Origin of the sequence: Massilia hydrophila (assembly GCF_020208145.1) — a bacterium.
GTDB classification, from domain to species: domain Bacteria; phylum Pseudomonadota; class Gammaproteobacteria; order Burkholderiales; family Burkholderiaceae_D; genus Telluria; species Telluria hydrophila.
This window is the reverse complement of the sequence record NZ_JAHYBX010000005.1, coordinates 20,827-35,103: the sequence shown is the minus strand read 5'-3', so window position 1 is coordinate 35,103 and position 14,277 is coordinate 20,827. Positions and strand designations below refer to the sequence as shown.

Here is a 14,277-nt window from a genome sequence, read left to right as displayed (position 1 = left end):
CTGTGTGCGTTCCTATGTTCTTAAACGAGGCGGCTGCGCTTCATGCGCAGCGTGGCGGTCGTGGGGGCCAGCGCGCCGATCATCGACAGCGTATCGATGCTGTGGGCGTGGCAGATCGCCACGCCGAGGGCGTCGGCGGCGTCGGTGCCGGGCAGGCCGGGCAGCTTGAGCAGGCGCGAGACCATGTCCTGCACCTGGGCCTTGGCGGCCTTGCCGGTGCCCACCACGGCCTGCTTGACCTGCACCGCCGTGTATTCGGCCACGTCGAGGTCGGCGCCGACCAGGGCCGTGATGGCCGCGCCGCGCGCCTGGCCCAGCAGCAATGTGGACTGCGGGTTGACGTTGACAAACACCTTTTCGATGGCCGCGCAGGCCGGCTGGTAGGCGGCGACGATTTCGCCCACGCCGTTCAGGATCACCTTCAGGCGCGGCGGCAGGGCGCCCTCGGTACCGGTCTTGATGGTGCCGGAGGCGATGTAGCGCAGCTTGCTGCCGTGTTTTTCAATGACGCCGAAACCCGTCGTGCGCAGGCCCGGGTCGATGCCGAGAATAATCATTGTGGAATGATATACGGCTGGCGGAGGTTCGTGGGAAAAATACTGTGCAAAAACACAGTGCGTGGTAAATGTTACCACGCAGGGTGGCGAGATCATTCCGGGCAATGCCCGGAATGACGAACGCCCACCCCGACAGGATCAGTGGCGGAAGTGACGGGTGCCGGTGTACAGCATCACCACGCCACGCTCATCGGCCGCATCGATCACTTCCTGGTCGCGCATCGAGCCGCCCGGATGGATGACGCAGGTCGCACCCGCATCGACCACCACGTCCAGGCCGTCGCGGAAGGGGAAGAAAGCGTCCGACGCCACCGCCGAGCCGCTCAGCGACAGGCCGGCGTTCTGCGCCTTGATCGAGGCGATGCGCGCCGAGTCGATGCGGCTCATCTGGCCGGCGCCCACACCCAGGGTCATGCCATTGGCGCAGAACACGATCGCGTTCGACTTGACGAACTTGGCCACGCGCCACGCGAACATCAGGTCCTGCAGCTGCTGCTGGGTCGGCTGCTTCTTGCTGACCACGCGCAGTTCGCTTAAGGCCACGTTCTTCGCATCCGGCGCCTGCACCAGCACGCCGCCGCCCACGCGTTTCAGGTCGTAGGCGTTCTGGCCCTCGCCCAGCGGGATTTCCAGCAGGCGCACGTTCTGCTTGGCGGCCATGATCTGCAGCGCTTCCTCGGTGAAGTGCGGGGCGATCAGCACTTCCACGAACAGCTTCGACAGCGCCTGCGCCGCGCGGCCATCGACCTCGACGTTGAAGGCGATGATGCCGCCAAAAGCCGAGGTCGGATCGGTCTGCAGGGCGCGGGTGTAGGAATCCAGCGCATCGACGCCGATCGCCACGCCGCAGGGATTGGCGTGCTTGACGATCACGCAGCCAGCCGATTGGCCCAGGCCACCGAGCGTCTTGACGCACTCCCAGGCCGCGTCCGCGTCGGCGATGTTGTTGTACGACAGTTCCTTGCCTTGCAGCTGGCGGTAGCTGGCCAGCGCGCCCGGGGTCGTCACCAGGTCGCGGTAGAAAGCGGCGCCCTGGTGCGGGTTCTCGCCATAGCGCATGTCCTGCACCTTTTCAAAGCTCAGGTTCAGGGTCTGCGGGTAGCTGGAACGGGTCGCGTGCTGGCGGTCTTCGCCCAGGCTGGTCAGATAGTTGGTGATCGCGCCGTCGTACTGGGCGGTGTGGGCGAACACTTTCTTGGCCAGGCGGAATTTGGTTTCGTAGCTGACCGGGCCGGCGGTGGCACCCGTGCCCTTCATCTCGGCCAGCACCACGCCGTAGTCGGCCGGATCGACGATCACGACCACGTCGCGGTGGTTCTTGGCCGCCGAGCGCAGCATGGTCGGGCCGCCGATGTCGATGTTCTCGATCGCGTCTTCCAGCGCGCACGCATCCTTGGCGACGGTCTGCTGGAAGGGATACAGGTTGACCACGACCATGTCGATCTGCGGGATGCCGTGCTCTTCCAGCTTGGCGACGTGTTCCGGAAGGTCGCGCCGGGCCAGGATGCCGCCGTGGACTTTCGGATGCAGGGTCTTGACCCGGCCGTCCAGCATTTCCGGGAAGCCGGTGTAGTCGGCAACCTCAGTGACTGGCACGCCATTTTCCTGCAGCAGCTTTGCGGTGCCGCCGGTGGACAGGATGTTGACGCCAAGCGCCGACAGTGCCTTGGCGAAATCAAGGACGCCGGTTTTGTCGGAAACGGAAATCAGTGCTTGTTTGATCATGGTGAGGCCTGTTGTTGAGAATTCTGGCGCCCTCGGAGGACGGGGCGGGCGCACGGCAACCAGGCCGCGCTCCAGAACACGGCCGTGCCATGCAGTGAAGCTTAGAGGAGCCCGTGCTCCTGCAGTTTCTTGCGCAAAGTGTTCCGGTTGATGCCCAGCATCTGCGCCGCGTGCGACTGGTTGCCATCGGCGCGCGTCATGACCACTTCAAGGACCGGCTTTTCCACCGTCAGCACCATCATGTCGTAGATGTTGGTCGGTTTCTGCTCGCCCAGATCGTTGAAATAGTCCTCGAGGCTTTTCTGGACGACTTCCTGGATACTTTCTTTGCTCATGTTCTCTGCTGCTTCATCCTGGTTAATGATTGCTCGCCGCTGGCGCAGCGCGTCCCCGTTTTATTCTGATTCTTGTGCACTGCTTGTTGTTATGTCTTCAGTTGCGCCTTCAGGCCGCCATCGCAGGATGGTCGAGATGCGCGCCGGCAGAAGCGGCCGACGATTCGGCCGAAAGCGCGGGCCGGTATTGTAACCGCTCGCCATACTGGTGTTGCGATTTGAAAAACGCATCGACGGCCGCCAGTTGCTCGGCAGTCGATTCCAACAGATTCATGCGCTGGCGGAATGCTTCGCCGCCCGGCAAGTCCTCGACATACCAGCCGATGTGCTTGCGGGCCGTGCGCACCCCGACGTATTCGCCATAGAAGGCGTAGTGCGCCGGCAGGTGCTCGTTCATCAGGGCCCTTACCTCGTCGACCAGCGGCGCCGGCAAATGCTCGCCCGTGCGCAGGTAGTGGTCGATCTCGCGGCAGATCCAGGGACGGCCCTGGGCGGCGCGGCCGATCATCACCGCGTCCGCACCGGTGTAGTCGAGCACGAATTTCGCCTTTTCCGGTGTCGTGATGTCGCCGTTGGCCACCACCGGGATGCCCACCGCCGCCTTCACCGCGCGGATGGTGTCGTATTCGGCTTCGCCCTTGTAGCCGTCGGCGCGGGTGCGGCCGTGCAGGGTCAGCATCTGGATGCCGGCCTGCTCGGCCATGCGGGCAATGTTCAAGGCGTTCCTGTTTTGCCGGTCCCAACCGGTGCGGAACTTCAGGGTGACCGGCACATCCACCGCCTCGACCACGGCGTGCAGGATGCGCTCGACCAGGTCTTCGTGCTGCAGCAGGGCCGAACCGCACCAGCTGTTGCACACCTTTTTTACCGGGCAACCCATGTTGATGTCGATGATCTGGGCGCCGCGCTCGACATTGAACCTGGCGCAGTCGGCCAGGTCCTGCGGATCGGCACCGGCGATCTGTACCGCCTTCGGTTCCATTTCGCCGGCGTGGTCGATGCGGCGCGAAGTCTTTTCGCTGGCCCACAGGCGCGGGTTCGAGGCCGCCATCTCGGACACGGCGTAGCCCGCGCCCAGCTGCTTGCACAGCTGGCGGAACGGGCGGTCCGTCACGCCGGCCATGGGAGCGACAAAGACATTGTTACGCAGGATATAAGGACCGATTTGCACAACGGGCGATCATGGAAGTTTCTCGGGGAACCTATTATTTTACCTTATTCGCTGCTCAAAATAGCGGCAGAATTTTCGGTGTTGTTGCGAGTGTGATATTGGCAGGCGCCGGCAGTGGGCGTAGGAGCGGCCGCCGCGCGCACTGGCACGGCAAGCCACCGGCGTGTTTCACGCGCGCCGCTCAGCCAATATCGTCCAGCACTGCCGGCTGCAGGTGGGCCACTTCGCCCCAGCTCAGCAGGCGCAGCCGGCCCTGCTCCACCACGAACCGGTTCACGCTCGCGTTCAATACCTTGAAGTCGCGCGGGGTTTCCAGCGGCAGGCCGAGCGCGTCCCGGTAGGCGCATTCCAGCACCCCGCCATGCGCGACCAGGGCGATGGTCTGGCCCGGGTGCGCAGCCGCATGCGCCATGATTGCCCGCATGCTGCGTTCGAAGAACTGGCGGAAGCTCTCGCCCCGGTTGGCACCGAGCGGCAACACGGCATCGACGTCGCGCGCCTGCCAGGCGGCGAACTCGAGCGGGAAACGGAAAGCGATCTCGCTGTACAGGAGGCCCTCGAAGCCGCCGTAGCAGCGCTCGCGCAGGGCGCGATCGATGCCGATGGCGAGGCCGCGCGGGCGCGCGATCGCCTCGGCCGTCTGGCGCGCGCGCAGCAGGTCGCTGGAGACGATGTGGTCGATCGGCTCGGACGCCAGGGCGGCGCCCAGCAGCGCGGCCTGGCGTTCGCCCTCGGCGTTCAGGGCGATGTCGAGGTGTCCCTGCAGCCGCTTGTCGGCGTTCCAGGCGGTTTCGCCATGGCGGATCAGGAGGATGGTGGCAGGCAGGCCTGCCTTGTCGTTCGAAAGCATGAAGGTTCGTTCGCCCGAACCTCGGGGCGCTATTGTCTAGATGAGTGTCGCCGCGACGGCGGGATTGAGGGAGTACACGCCGAAGGTGCATGCCTCGTCGAGGATATGGCCGCGGATCGCCAGGCGCAGTTCGGCGCCGGTGAAACGCCCCACCAGCGGCAGCCGCGGGATGTCGAGCGCATACAGCGTAAACACATAGGTATGCACGCGCTCGTCGTTCCAGGGTGGGCATGGACCGTCATAGCCATAGTATTCGCCGGCCATGGTCGGGTCTTCGGCGAACCAGCCGGTATAGTCGTTCAGTCCCTGGCGCAGCTGGTGCTCGGTGCCGTTCTTGATCGTGAAGGGGACCAGGGGGCCGGTCTTGCCGTGCGGCGTGACCATGTCGGAAAACATGCCCTCGGCCAGCGATTCGAGGCAGACCGGGATGTCCACCAGCGACCAGTGGAAGAAATCCACCCGCGGCAGCGCGGCCGGGACCGTCTTGCCTTCCTGGTTGACCTTGTCGCCGACGGAGGGGACATCGGGGTCGTGGCAGATCAGCACCAGCGACTTGGCGCCGTCCGGCACGTCAGCCCAGGCCAGGTGCGGGCTACGGTTGCTGGACAGCTTGACGTGGCTGCCGGGATCGATCACGGCAAACGCGCATGCGGGAGGAATGACCCCGCCCTCGGTGAATGACTCGCTCCAGATTCGCATACGTCCTCCCTGCCCCTCCATGATATTGACCTTTGTTGACGGCGCGGGTTTCATCGGCCCGCGACGGAAACCGCGACCGGATCAACCTGCAGCCAGAAAGTCACAGGGCCGTCGTTGACAAGTGAAACTTTCATGTCGGCGCCGAATTTGCCGGTTTCGACAATGCCATGACGCCCGCGCGCCTGTCGCACGACATGCTCGAACAGGCGCCGTCCGTCTTCCGGCGCGGCGGCCGGCGAGAACGACGGCCGGGTACCGGACTTCGTGTCGGCCGCCAGCGTGAACTGCGGCACCAGCAGCAGGCCACCGGCCGTGTCGGCGAGACTGCGGTTCATCTTGCCGGCCGCGTCCGGGAACACGCGGTAGCCCAGCAGCTTGGCCAGCAAGGCATCGGCTTCGCGCTCGGTATCGCCCTTTTCGGCGCACACCAGCACCAGCAGCCCGTCCTGAATCGCGCCGACGGTGTCGCCGTCGACGCGCACGCTGGCCTCGCTGACGCGCTGCAACAGGGCGATCATGCCAGTGTCACGCGCGCGAACTTGCGCTTGCCCACCTGCATGACGAAGCTGCCGGCCGCGACCTGCAAGCCCTTGTCGCCCACCACGGCGCCATCGATGCGCACGCCGCCCTGGTCGACCATGCGCATGGCTTCCGAGGTCGAGGCGCACAGGCCGGCGGCCTTCAGCAGCTGGGCCACACCCAGCGGCGCGCCGGACAGGCTGACTTCCGGCACGTCGTCCGGAATGCCCCCCTTCGAGCGGTTGACGAAGTCGGCCAGCGCATCCTCGGCGGCCTGCGCCGAATGGAAGCGCGCGACGATTTCCTTGCCCAGTGCAACTTTTGCATCGCGCGGATTGGCGCCACCGGCCACTTCCGCCTTGAGCTGCGCGATCTCGCCGATCGGACGGAAGGACAGCAGGTCGTAGTACTTCCACATCATCTCGTCCGAGATGCTCATCAGCTTGCCGAACATGGTGTTCGGCGCTTCCGTGATGCCAATATAGTTGTTCTTCGACTTGGACATCTTCTCGACGCCATCCAGGCCTTCGAGCAGGGGCATGGTCAGGATGCATTGCTGCTCCTGGCCATAATCCTTCTGCAGCTCGCGGCCGACCAGCAGGTTGAATTTTTGATCCGTTCCACCCAGCTCAAGGTCCGCGTGCAGGGCGACGGAATCATAGCCTTGCATGAGCGGATACAGGAACTCATGGACCGCAATCGGGGTCCCACTCTTGTAGCGCTTGGTGAAGTCGTCGCGTTCCATCATGCGGGCCACGGTATAGCGCGAAGCCAGCTGGATCAGGCCGCGCGCGCCCAGCGGGTCGCACCATTCGGAGTTATAGCGGATTTCCGTACGCGCGGCATCCAGCACCAGCGATGCTTGGCGGAAATACGTCATGGCATTTTCCTCGACCTGCTCGCGGGTCAGCGGCGGACGGGTGGCGTTGCGGCCCGACGGGTCGCCGATCATCGAGGTGAAGTCGCCGATCAGGAAAATCACCTGGTGACCCAGGTCTTGCAGCTGGCGCATCTTGTTCAGCACCACGGTGTGGCCAAGGTGCAGGTCGGGCGCGGTCGGATCCAGGCCCAGCTTGATGCGCAGCGGCTTGCCGCTCTGTTCGGAGCGGGCCAATTTCTGGGCGAATTCGCTTTCGATCAGCAGTTCATCGACACCGCGCTTGGCGATGGCCAGTGCTTCCTGCACCTTGTCGGTCAATGGCAAAGGGGCGGAAGACGTCACCGGGGCGCCCTTACCGGACGAGACAATGGAAGTCATAATTCGTGTAGGAAATAAGCTAAAACGGTTGTAGGACCAGATCTTTTGGTATAATTCACGATCGTTTTTATGTTTCCGGCAGAAAACTTTGCAGACACATAAAAGATTCGGTCGTGGAAGTTCAGCCGCAAATTTTAACTGATTGCATGAACCCTATACAGAAAATCACCCGTCAAAGCCTGCTCCAGCTGGTGCCGCGGACCCGCAAGGCGCGTATCCTCAGCGCCGGCGCCGCGCTCCTGAGCGTGTGCGCCTTCGGTGCCGTTGCAGTGGCTCCGATCGCCCCCGACGTGGCGGATATGCCGGTCAGGTCGATCGAGCAATCCCTGGAACTGCCAAACCTGGCAGACCAGATCGCCGCCCTCCAGCAAGACGAGCAGCAATTCATCCGTGAAGAGCGCATCCGCCCCGGCGATTCGCTCGGTTCCCTGTTCACCCGCCTTGGCGTCGATGACGCCGATGCCCAGAAATTCGTCCGCACCAACAAGACCGCCCGCCGCCTGCTGTCGCTCAAGACCGGCAAGCGCATCCAGGCCGAAACCGATGAGAATGGCCTGCTGCTGTCGCTGCGCGCCGTGATCGCCGACGGCAAGGCTGGCGAAGCGCGCCAGGTGGAAGTCGAGCGCCAGGGCGACCGCTTCGTCGCCACCGATGCGCCGGCCAAGCTGGAACGCCGCGTCGAGATGCGTTCGCGCGTCATCACCAGCTCGCTGTACTCGGCCACCGACTCGAACGTCGATGGCGGCAGCATGCCGGACTCGGTGGTCAGCCAGATGATCGAGATGTTCTCGACCAACATCGACTTCCGCTCCGACATCAAGCGCGGCGACAGGTTCAATGTGGTGTACGAGACCTTCTGGCTCGATGGCGAACTGGTCAAGACCGGCCGCATCCTGGCAGGCGAGTTCGTCAACCGCGGCGTTGCCTACCAGTCGGTCTGGTACGAAGACCCGGTCACCAAGCAGGGCGGCTACTACAGCCTGGACGGCAAGGCGCTGAAGAAAGCCTTCCTGAAATCCCCGCTGGAATTCTCGCGCATTTCCTCCGGCTTCTCGATGCGCGTGCATCCGCTGTCGGGCAAGTGGAAGGCGCACAAGGGCGTCGACTACGCTGCCGCGCAGGGCACCCCGATCCGCGCTTCGGCCGACGGCACCGTCGACTTCGCCGGCAACAGCGGCGGCTACGGCAACCAGGTCGTCCTCAAGCACTGGTCGAGCTACAGCACCGCCTACGCCCACATGAGCCGCATCGCGCCGGGCATGCGCAAGGGCGCCAAGGTCAGCCAGGGTCAAGTGATCGGCTACGTCGGCTCGACCGGCTGGTCGACCGGCCCGCACCTGCACTACGAGTTCCGCGTGGCCGGCCAGGCCCAGGATCCGAGCAAGCTGAAGTCGCTGGTCCAGCAGCCGCTGAGCCAGGCGGAAGCGGCCCGTTTCCGCATGGCCGCCGCCGACATGAAGCACCGCTTCTCGCTGCTCGCACCGAGCGGCAATGCGATGGCTGCCCACTAAGCGCTTCCGCTTCATTCAACGCCCCGCCGCATCGAGCATGCCGCGGGGCGTTTTGTTGACGGGTACGCGAGCCTTTTTCCATGCAATAGCAATTATTTTGCTATTGCGTGGAATTTTCATTACTTGGCACTACCCTTCAATGCTAGAGTAAAAAAGACCAACAATATTGGAGGCCTACCTTGCTCAGGCTCATCGGCATCATCCTGATCGTTCTCATCGGCGCACCATCCCATGCCCAGCAGGCTTTTCCCTTCCATAACAAGCCGGGCAGCTTCGCGGTGGGCTTCCGCGTGCTCGGGCAGGTGGATCCGAGCCGCAGCTATCCTGCGGGCGCCCCGACGGGGACACGCAAGCCACGCCCGATCCAGACCGCCATCTGGTATCCGGCCGTCAAAGGTGGGCAGGCAATGCGCTATGACGATTACCTCCAGTTGCTGGGCTGGGACGACGATTTCGACCGCCCCCCTGCCGAGCGGGACAAGGTGCTCGCGGAATGGCTGAAGATCGTTACCGAAGGTCGGTCCGCTGAACAGATCGCTGCGGAGCGCAGGCACGTGCGCTGGGCCGTGCGCGAGGCGAAGGCGCTGCCGGGCAAGTACCCGGTAGTGATCTACTCGCCTAGCCTGAGCAGCAATGTATTCGAAAATGCCGAGATGATGGAACTCCTGGCCAGCCACGGTTATGTCGTGATTGCCAGCCCGGCACTGGGCGTGGACGGGCGCTGGCAGAAGGATGACCTGGCACATGCCGAGACCCAGGCGGCCGACATCCGTTTCCTGGTCGGCTATGCCCAGTCGCTGCCCCAGGCCGACACCAGCCGCCTGGCGGTCGCCGGCTTTTCCTGGGGCGGCATGGCCAATGTGCTGGCCGCGGCCCAAGACGAGCGCATCAAGGCTTTGGTCTGCCTGGACGGCACGGTGCGCTACCGCCATGCCATGCTGGAGAAAATACCCTACCTGAAGCCGGCGCAGCTGCGCACGCCCCTGCTCTACCTCGCCCAGCGCCCAGCGCCCTTCGAGCGCGGGTTGAAGCACAAGCCTGACCACTCCGGCAGCATCCTGCAGAAGATGACCGGCGCCGACGTCTACCTGCTGACGATGTACGCGATGGAACACGTGTATTTCGGCAGCAGCTACCTCCGCCTCGATCCGCTCGATTTCGGCGGCTATACCCGCGACGAGATCGCCCAGTCCTATGCCTTGGCTGGCCGATATGTCCTCAACTTCCTGAACGGCGCCCTGAAGGGCGAGCGCAGCGGCTTCGACTACCTGATGAAGAAGCCCGAACAGCTCGGCATGCCGCGCCACAGCGTCGACAGCCAGTTTTTCGCGGCGCGTCCCTGAGCACACCACCCACATGGAGAGCAACCCGATGAAACCCGTTCTCGCCACCGCTTCGTTGTACCTGGCACTGCTTGCAGGCGCACCACAGCACGCATTTGCGGAAAACCCGGCGGAAAGCCGGCAGAAGATCGAGGCCGTGATCAAGGCCTTCGGCAAGGCGATCCTCGACAAGGACAAGGAAGGCTTCATGCGCCTGTTCCTGCGCGAAGACATCACCTGGGTCCCCGTCTATACGGACGCCAGCGTGGCGCGCTACCGAGCCAACCTGAGCGATCCGGCGCAGCCTGTCCCCAAGGTGCAGGGCGGCACGCCGCGCAAGTTCATCGAGTCGATCGCCCGCGCCCCGGAAGCACGTAGCGAAACCTTCGACAACTTACGCATCGATACCGACGGCGAGATGGCCCAGGTGCTGTTCGACTACAGCTTCATGGTGGGCGACTACCGCAGCGCCTGGGGCAAGGAAAGCTGGCAGATGGTTCGCACGGAAAATGGCTGGAGGATTGCAGCGGTGGTGTGGTCGGCGGAAGAGAATCCGGTGCCACCGCCGAAGAAGTAAGCCGGAAGAGCCATCTTGATGTTTGGACTGATCGCTGTATACGTCCGCTATCGGCCCATTCCAGATACTCGATGCCCACATGCTCAGCCACGGCTGACGAGAGGGCTCGCGTCCAGACGTTTCGAACCCATATGCCTTCTGTGCCGACGAGTTGTCGCGAAGAGTCGGATACCACCCGAAGCGCTCATCCGGTTCGGTGGATGCGGATCGCCTCCCGGCTCCAGCGAGCATGAAGTGAATGCACAAGCGCTAGCCGCGTCGGCATGGCGTCGTGAATCGGCTTGTTAGTCGAAACAGGCGAACGCTTCTTTTACTGCGAGATAAGCATCGTCCTCCACAATGGCATTGTGAGCGACAATGACGCGCTTGAAAGGCCATTGCAGGATCTTTTTCGCACTGGCTTGCGTCGCCTCGCGATTCTTGACCAGCCATCGCACTGTTCGTGGCACCGCCAATTTTTTGCGCACCCCGGTGAAGCGGGCATAGAGTGTTGCGGCCAACGGCAAATCACCTTGCCAATGCTGGCAAAGGTCGGTAAGGATCAGGGTCTGGGAGGACTGGTGGAACCATACCGTTTCATTGCCGAACGGGATTCCATCGAAAAAGACCTGATCGAGGTCCTGACGCCAACCAGGTTCCGCTACCGGCTTCAGCTCGGTCATGCCTTTGAGGTCCGGCCGTTTCGCGGAAAGCCCCGGGGGGCCGAACAACTCGGCTTGCGGAAATGCCACAAGCCAGTCGGACAGGAATAAATGATGCGTCTTGTTCGGCGCAACGATGTACTTGACGCTTCCCAGGGATGCGAGTTCGGCTCGCCCTGCAGGTGAGATCGGAACAGGAGAATGCAGCCATAGGCTGCCGTCTCTCAGCCGGACAACGGTCATCCTTGATGAAACAGGCAACCCGTTCGCAAAGAACTTGTGCTGCATATGCCAGATGTCAGGCGCAATCGCTTCGAGCATAAAGTTTCCTGGTAGATAACTAAACCATCGTCAAAGGGTACACAAACAGGCGCCAAAAACGCTCCATACCTTACGGTATGGTGATAATTGCATCAAGGATTGCGGATGTCAATACCGTGCGGTATGGTGAGGCCATGGACACGAAATTGGATCGACAGCGTTGGCTGAGTGCTGGCCTGCAAGCATTGGCCAACGAAGGACCGGAAGGCCTTCGCATCATGCCGATTGCGGAGCAGTTAGGTGTCACAAAAGGAAGCTTCTATTGGCATTTCAGGAATCTTGGAGAGTATCAGGCGGCATTATTGGAAGAATGGGAGCAGTGCTACACCCGGGAAGCAATTGACTGGATGGAAAGCGACACCAGTGATCCGGAAGCGAAGTTGCGGACATGGATTACTGGTGCCGCCTATGCGGATTGCAGACTGGATCGGGCTATTCGCTCATGGTCCCTGACGAATGCCAACGTACGTGAAGTGCGATCGCGGGTTGACCGAGACCGAATAAACTACTTGGCCAAGTTGCTGCGTAATATCGGATGGTCTGAAGAGGAAGCGATGACCCTGGGGCATTGGACTTACTGGGCCTGGGTCGGCTATGCCGCTTTGGATGGCCCGGTGAGTACGCAAACCCAGCTCAAGCTGATTCTTTCGGTACTGACGCCGAGATAGGTAGCGCGAACGTATTACGCCAGTGGAAAGACCGCTTTGGGCCCGGACAGTGACCCGTTCGTCCCGGCTTCAGGAAGCCAGCCTGCCCTGCAAGCTCTGCTCGTCCATGTCTAGCGCATGCAGTCGGCGAAGACCAGCTTGCTGTCGCGCGGCCGGCATTGCCTGACGCCGGCCGGCATCTTCCCGACGGTCTTCGACTCGCCCGGCTTCCGGGTGAATGCCGCGAATACCTCATGGGTGCACACCAGCGGGAGTGGCCGTTCCTGACGCCTGCTTTCCTTGCAGTGGGAGGTGTACAGCAGGAATGGGCAGGCGCCTGACGGCTGCCGCCGCGCCGGGCAGCTTCCGCTTTTGGCCTCGACCGTTTAGACTGCAGCGTCGGCAAGCCCATGCCAGGGCCGCCGCTCCACGCATAGAGAGAACATGAGCGAGACCTCTTCCCTGATCATCGGCCTGATGTCCGGCACCAGCCTGGACGGTGTCGACGGCGTGCTGGCCGATTTTGCCGGCGGTGCCATCCGCACCGTATCGGCCGCCTTCACGCCTTTCCCGCCCGAGCTGCGCAGCGAGCTGATGGCGCTGCAGGCCGCCAGTGACAACGAGCTCGAGCGCGAAGCCCTCGCCGCCAACGGCCTGGCGCGCTGCTACGCCGACTGCGTGCACCAGCTGCTGCCGCAGGCTGGCGGGCCGGTGGCGGCGGTGGCCGTGCATGGCCAGACCATCCGCCACCGTCCGGAACTGGGTTTCACCCGCCAGACCAACAACCCCGCCCTGCTCGCCGAACTGAGCGGGATCGACGTGATCGCCGACTTCCGCAGCCGCGACATCGCCGCTGGCGGCCAGGGCGCGCCGCTGGTGCCGGCCTTCCACGCGGCCGCCTTCGGCAAGCCGGGAGGGGTGCGGGTGGTGGTTAACATCGGCGGGATCGGCAACATCAGCATCCTCCATGGCGACGGCCGCGTCAGCGGTTTCGATACCGGTCCGGGCAATGTCTTGATGGACTTGTGGATCGGCCGTCACCTGGGCAAGGCCTATGACGAGCATGGCGCCTGGGCTGCCAGCGGCACCGTGCACCAGCCCTTGCTGCGGGCATTGCTGGACGAGCCGTATTTCCGCCAGCCCGCCCCCAAGAGCACCGGCCGCGACCTGTTCCACGATGGCTGGCTGGATGCAAGGCTGCAGGGCTACGCCGCCCTGCCGCCCCAGGACGTGATGGCGACGCTGACACGCCTGACGGCGGTGACGATCGCGGACGCCATCCGTGCCGCGCATGCGGGAATCGACACCGTCCATGTCTGCGGCGGCGGCGCCTACAATGCGACCCTGCTGCGCGAACTCGGCGCAGCGCTCGATGGCGCCAGCGTGGCATCGACCGCAGCGCTCGGCATCGCACCGAACCGGGTCGAGGCACTCGCCTTCGCCTGGCTCGGCCATCGCTTCCTGCAACGCCAGCCAGGCAACCTGCCGGCCGTTACCGGCGCACGCGGCCCACGCATCCTCGGGGCCCTGTATCCAGCCTGAGTGTTGAAGACAGATGTGCAAAAGCAAAGGCCCGGAGAAACCGGGCCCTTGCATGGGAACGGCCCGGACGCACCGGGCCGTTGGCTGCCCGGCGTACCGGGCTGCCTGGGGGATATCAGGCGGAGAACGACGAACCGCAGCCGCAGGTCGACTGGGCGTTCGGGTTCTTGATCACGAACTGGGCGCCTTCGAGGTCGTCCTTGTAGTCGATCTCGGCGCCGACCAGGTACTGGTAGCTCATCGAATCGATCAGCAGCTGGACGCCGTTCTTTTCCATCGTGGTGTCGTCTTCGTTGACGATTTCGTCAAAGGTGAAGCCGTACTGGAAGCCGGAGCAACCGCCACCCTGCACGAAGACGCGCAGCTTGAGGTCGGGATTGCCCTCTTCCTCGATCAGCTGGGCAACTTTCTCTGCGGCGCTGTCGGTGAAGTTGATCGGGACAGGGATCGTGTCGTGCTCTTGCACTTCGGCGACTGCGGTCATGAATTACTCCTGGTGAAATACGTGAATTACGCTATAGCGGCCATTATAGACCCTTGGCAGAACTCATGCTGCCGGCCGGATGCCCCGGCGCGTTCGGCGTCGGATGGATGAGACACCG

At 63.4% G+C, this 14,277-nt stretch carries 16 protein-coding genes; 6 read left to right on the top strand and 10 right to left on the bottom strand.

Translation table 11 applies throughout. The features are described 5' to 3' along the window. Window positions 1-20: 20 nt before the first annotated feature. The 8 genes from ruvC to tyrS form a co-directional block, all read right to left on the bottom strand. Window positions 21-557, bottom strand: coding sequence for a crossover junction endodeoxyribonuclease RuvC (gene ruvC / locus LE190_RS13500; RefSeq protein ID WP_224946233.1), 537 nt, complete (start codon window positions 555-557; stop codon window positions 21-23). Window positions 558-695: 138 nt separating this feature from the next. Beyond that, window positions 696-2,282 (bottom strand): bifunctional phosphoribosylaminoimidazolecarboxamide formyltransferase/IMP cyclohydrolase, encoded by a 1,587-nt coding sequence (purH, locus tag LE190_RS13495; RefSeq protein WP_225239192.1) that lies wholly within the window; start codon window positions 2,280-2,282, stop codon window positions 696-698. Window positions 2,283-2,383: 101 nt separating this feature from the next. After that, window positions 2,384-2,617, bottom strand: a complete 234-nt coding sequence (locus tag LE190_RS13490) for a helix-turn-helix domain-containing protein (protein WP_027865797.1) — start codon at window positions 2,615-2,617, stop codon at window positions 2,384-2,386. Between the two features lie 109 nt (window positions 2,618-2,726). Then, window positions 2,727-3,788, bottom strand: a complete 1,062-nt coding sequence (gene dusB / locus LE190_RS13485; protein WP_225239191.1) for a tRNA dihydrouridine synthase DusB — start codon at window positions 3,786-3,788, stop codon at window positions 2,727-2,729. 181 nt (window positions 3,789-3,969) lie between these two features. After that, window positions 3,970-4,638, bottom strand: coding sequence for a histidine phosphatase family protein (locus LE190_RS13480; RefSeq protein ID WP_225239190.1), 669 nt, complete (start codon window positions 4,636-4,638; stop codon window positions 3,970-3,972). A gap of 36 nt (window positions 4,639-4,674) precedes the next feature. Beyond that, the gene (locus LE190_RS13475) at window positions 4,675-5,337 is read right to left on the bottom strand and encodes a YbhB/YbcL family Raf kinase inhibitor-like protein (RefSeq protein WP_225239189.1); all 663 of its coding nucleotides are present in this window, start codon (window positions 5,335-5,337) and stop codon (window positions 4,675-4,677) included. 50 nt (window positions 5,338-5,387) lie between these two features. After that, window positions 5,388-5,855: a D-aminoacyl-tRNA deacylase gene (dtd, locus tag LE190_RS13470; protein ID WP_225239188.1), complete on the bottom strand. Its 468-nt coding sequence runs from the start codon at window positions 5,853-5,855 to the stop codon at window positions 5,388-5,390. Then, window positions 5,852-7,114, bottom strand: a complete 1,263-nt coding sequence (gene tyrS / locus LE190_RS13465) for a tyrosine--tRNA ligase (protein WP_225239187.1) — start codon at window positions 7,112-7,114, stop codon at window positions 5,852-5,854. The genes dtd and tyrS overlap by 4 nt, the downstream gene beginning before the upstream one ends. A 146-nt stretch (window positions 7,115-7,260) precedes the next feature. Here tyrS and LE190_RS13460 point away from each other — a divergent pair, with 146 nt between their 5' ends. The 3 genes from LE190_RS13460 to LE190_RS13450 all read left to right on the top strand — a co-directional run bounded on the left by LE190_RS13460 (window position 7,261) and on the right by LE190_RS13450 (window position 10,524). Continuing rightward, window positions 7,261-8,625 (top strand): M23 family metallopeptidase, encoded by a 1,365-nt coding sequence (locus LE190_RS13460; protein ID WP_225239186.1) that lies wholly within the window; start codon window positions 7,261-7,263, stop codon window positions 8,623-8,625. Window positions 8,626-8,804: 179 nt separating this feature from the next. Continuing rightward, on the top strand, window positions 8,805-9,968 hold the full coding sequence (locus LE190_RS13455) for a dienelactone hydrolase family protein (protein WP_225239185.1): 1,164 nt from the start codon (window positions 8,805-8,807) through the stop codon (window positions 9,966-9,968). A 28-nt stretch (window positions 9,969-9,996) separates the two neighbouring features. Then, window positions 9,997-10,524, top strand: coding sequence for a nuclear transport factor 2 family protein (locus LE190_RS13450; protein ID WP_225239184.1), 528 nt, complete (start codon window positions 9,997-9,999; stop codon window positions 10,522-10,524). A 284-nt stretch (window positions 10,525-10,808) separates the two neighbouring features. On the opposite strand, the gene LE190_RS13445 is transcribed toward LE190_RS13450, so the two are convergent. Continuing rightward, window positions 10,809-11,486: a DUF4336 domain-containing protein gene (locus LE190_RS13445; RefSeq protein ID WP_225239183.1), complete on the bottom strand. Its 678-nt coding sequence runs from the start codon at window positions 11,484-11,486 to the stop codon at window positions 10,809-10,811. A 134-nt stretch (window positions 11,487-11,620) separates the two neighbouring features. Here LE190_RS13445 and LE190_RS13440 point away from each other — a divergent pair, with 134 nt between their 5' ends. From LE190_RS13440 to LE190_RS13430, 3 genes are all read left to right on the top strand, one after another. Then, window positions 11,621-12,154, top strand: a complete 534-nt coding sequence (locus LE190_RS13440) for a TetR/AcrR family transcriptional regulator (RefSeq protein WP_225239182.1) — start codon at window positions 11,621-11,623, stop codon at window positions 12,152-12,154. A gap of 117 nt (window positions 12,155-12,271) precedes the next feature. Further along, window positions 12,272-12,421: a hypothetical protein gene (locus LE190_RS13435; protein ID WP_225239181.1), complete on the top strand. Its 150-nt coding sequence runs from the start codon at window positions 12,272-12,274 to the stop codon at window positions 12,419-12,421. A 156-nt stretch (window positions 12,422-12,577) separates the two neighbouring features. Further along, entirely contained in the window at window positions 12,578-13,675 is a 1,098-nt protein-coding gene (locus tag LE190_RS13430) for an anhydro-N-acetylmuramic acid kinase (RefSeq protein WP_225239180.1), read from the top strand. A 115-nt stretch (window positions 13,676-13,790) separates the two neighbouring features. Here LE190_RS13430 and erpA read toward each other — a convergent pair whose 3' ends face one another. Further along, window positions 13,791-14,159 carry an iron-sulfur cluster insertion protein ErpA gene (gene erpA, locus LE190_RS13425; RefSeq protein ID WP_224946243.1) on the bottom strand — a complete coding sequence of 123 codons (369 nt, stop codon included), beginning with the start codon at window positions 14,157-14,159 and terminating at the stop codon, window positions 13,791-13,793. Between the last annotated feature and the right edge of the window lie 118 nt (window positions 14,160-14,277).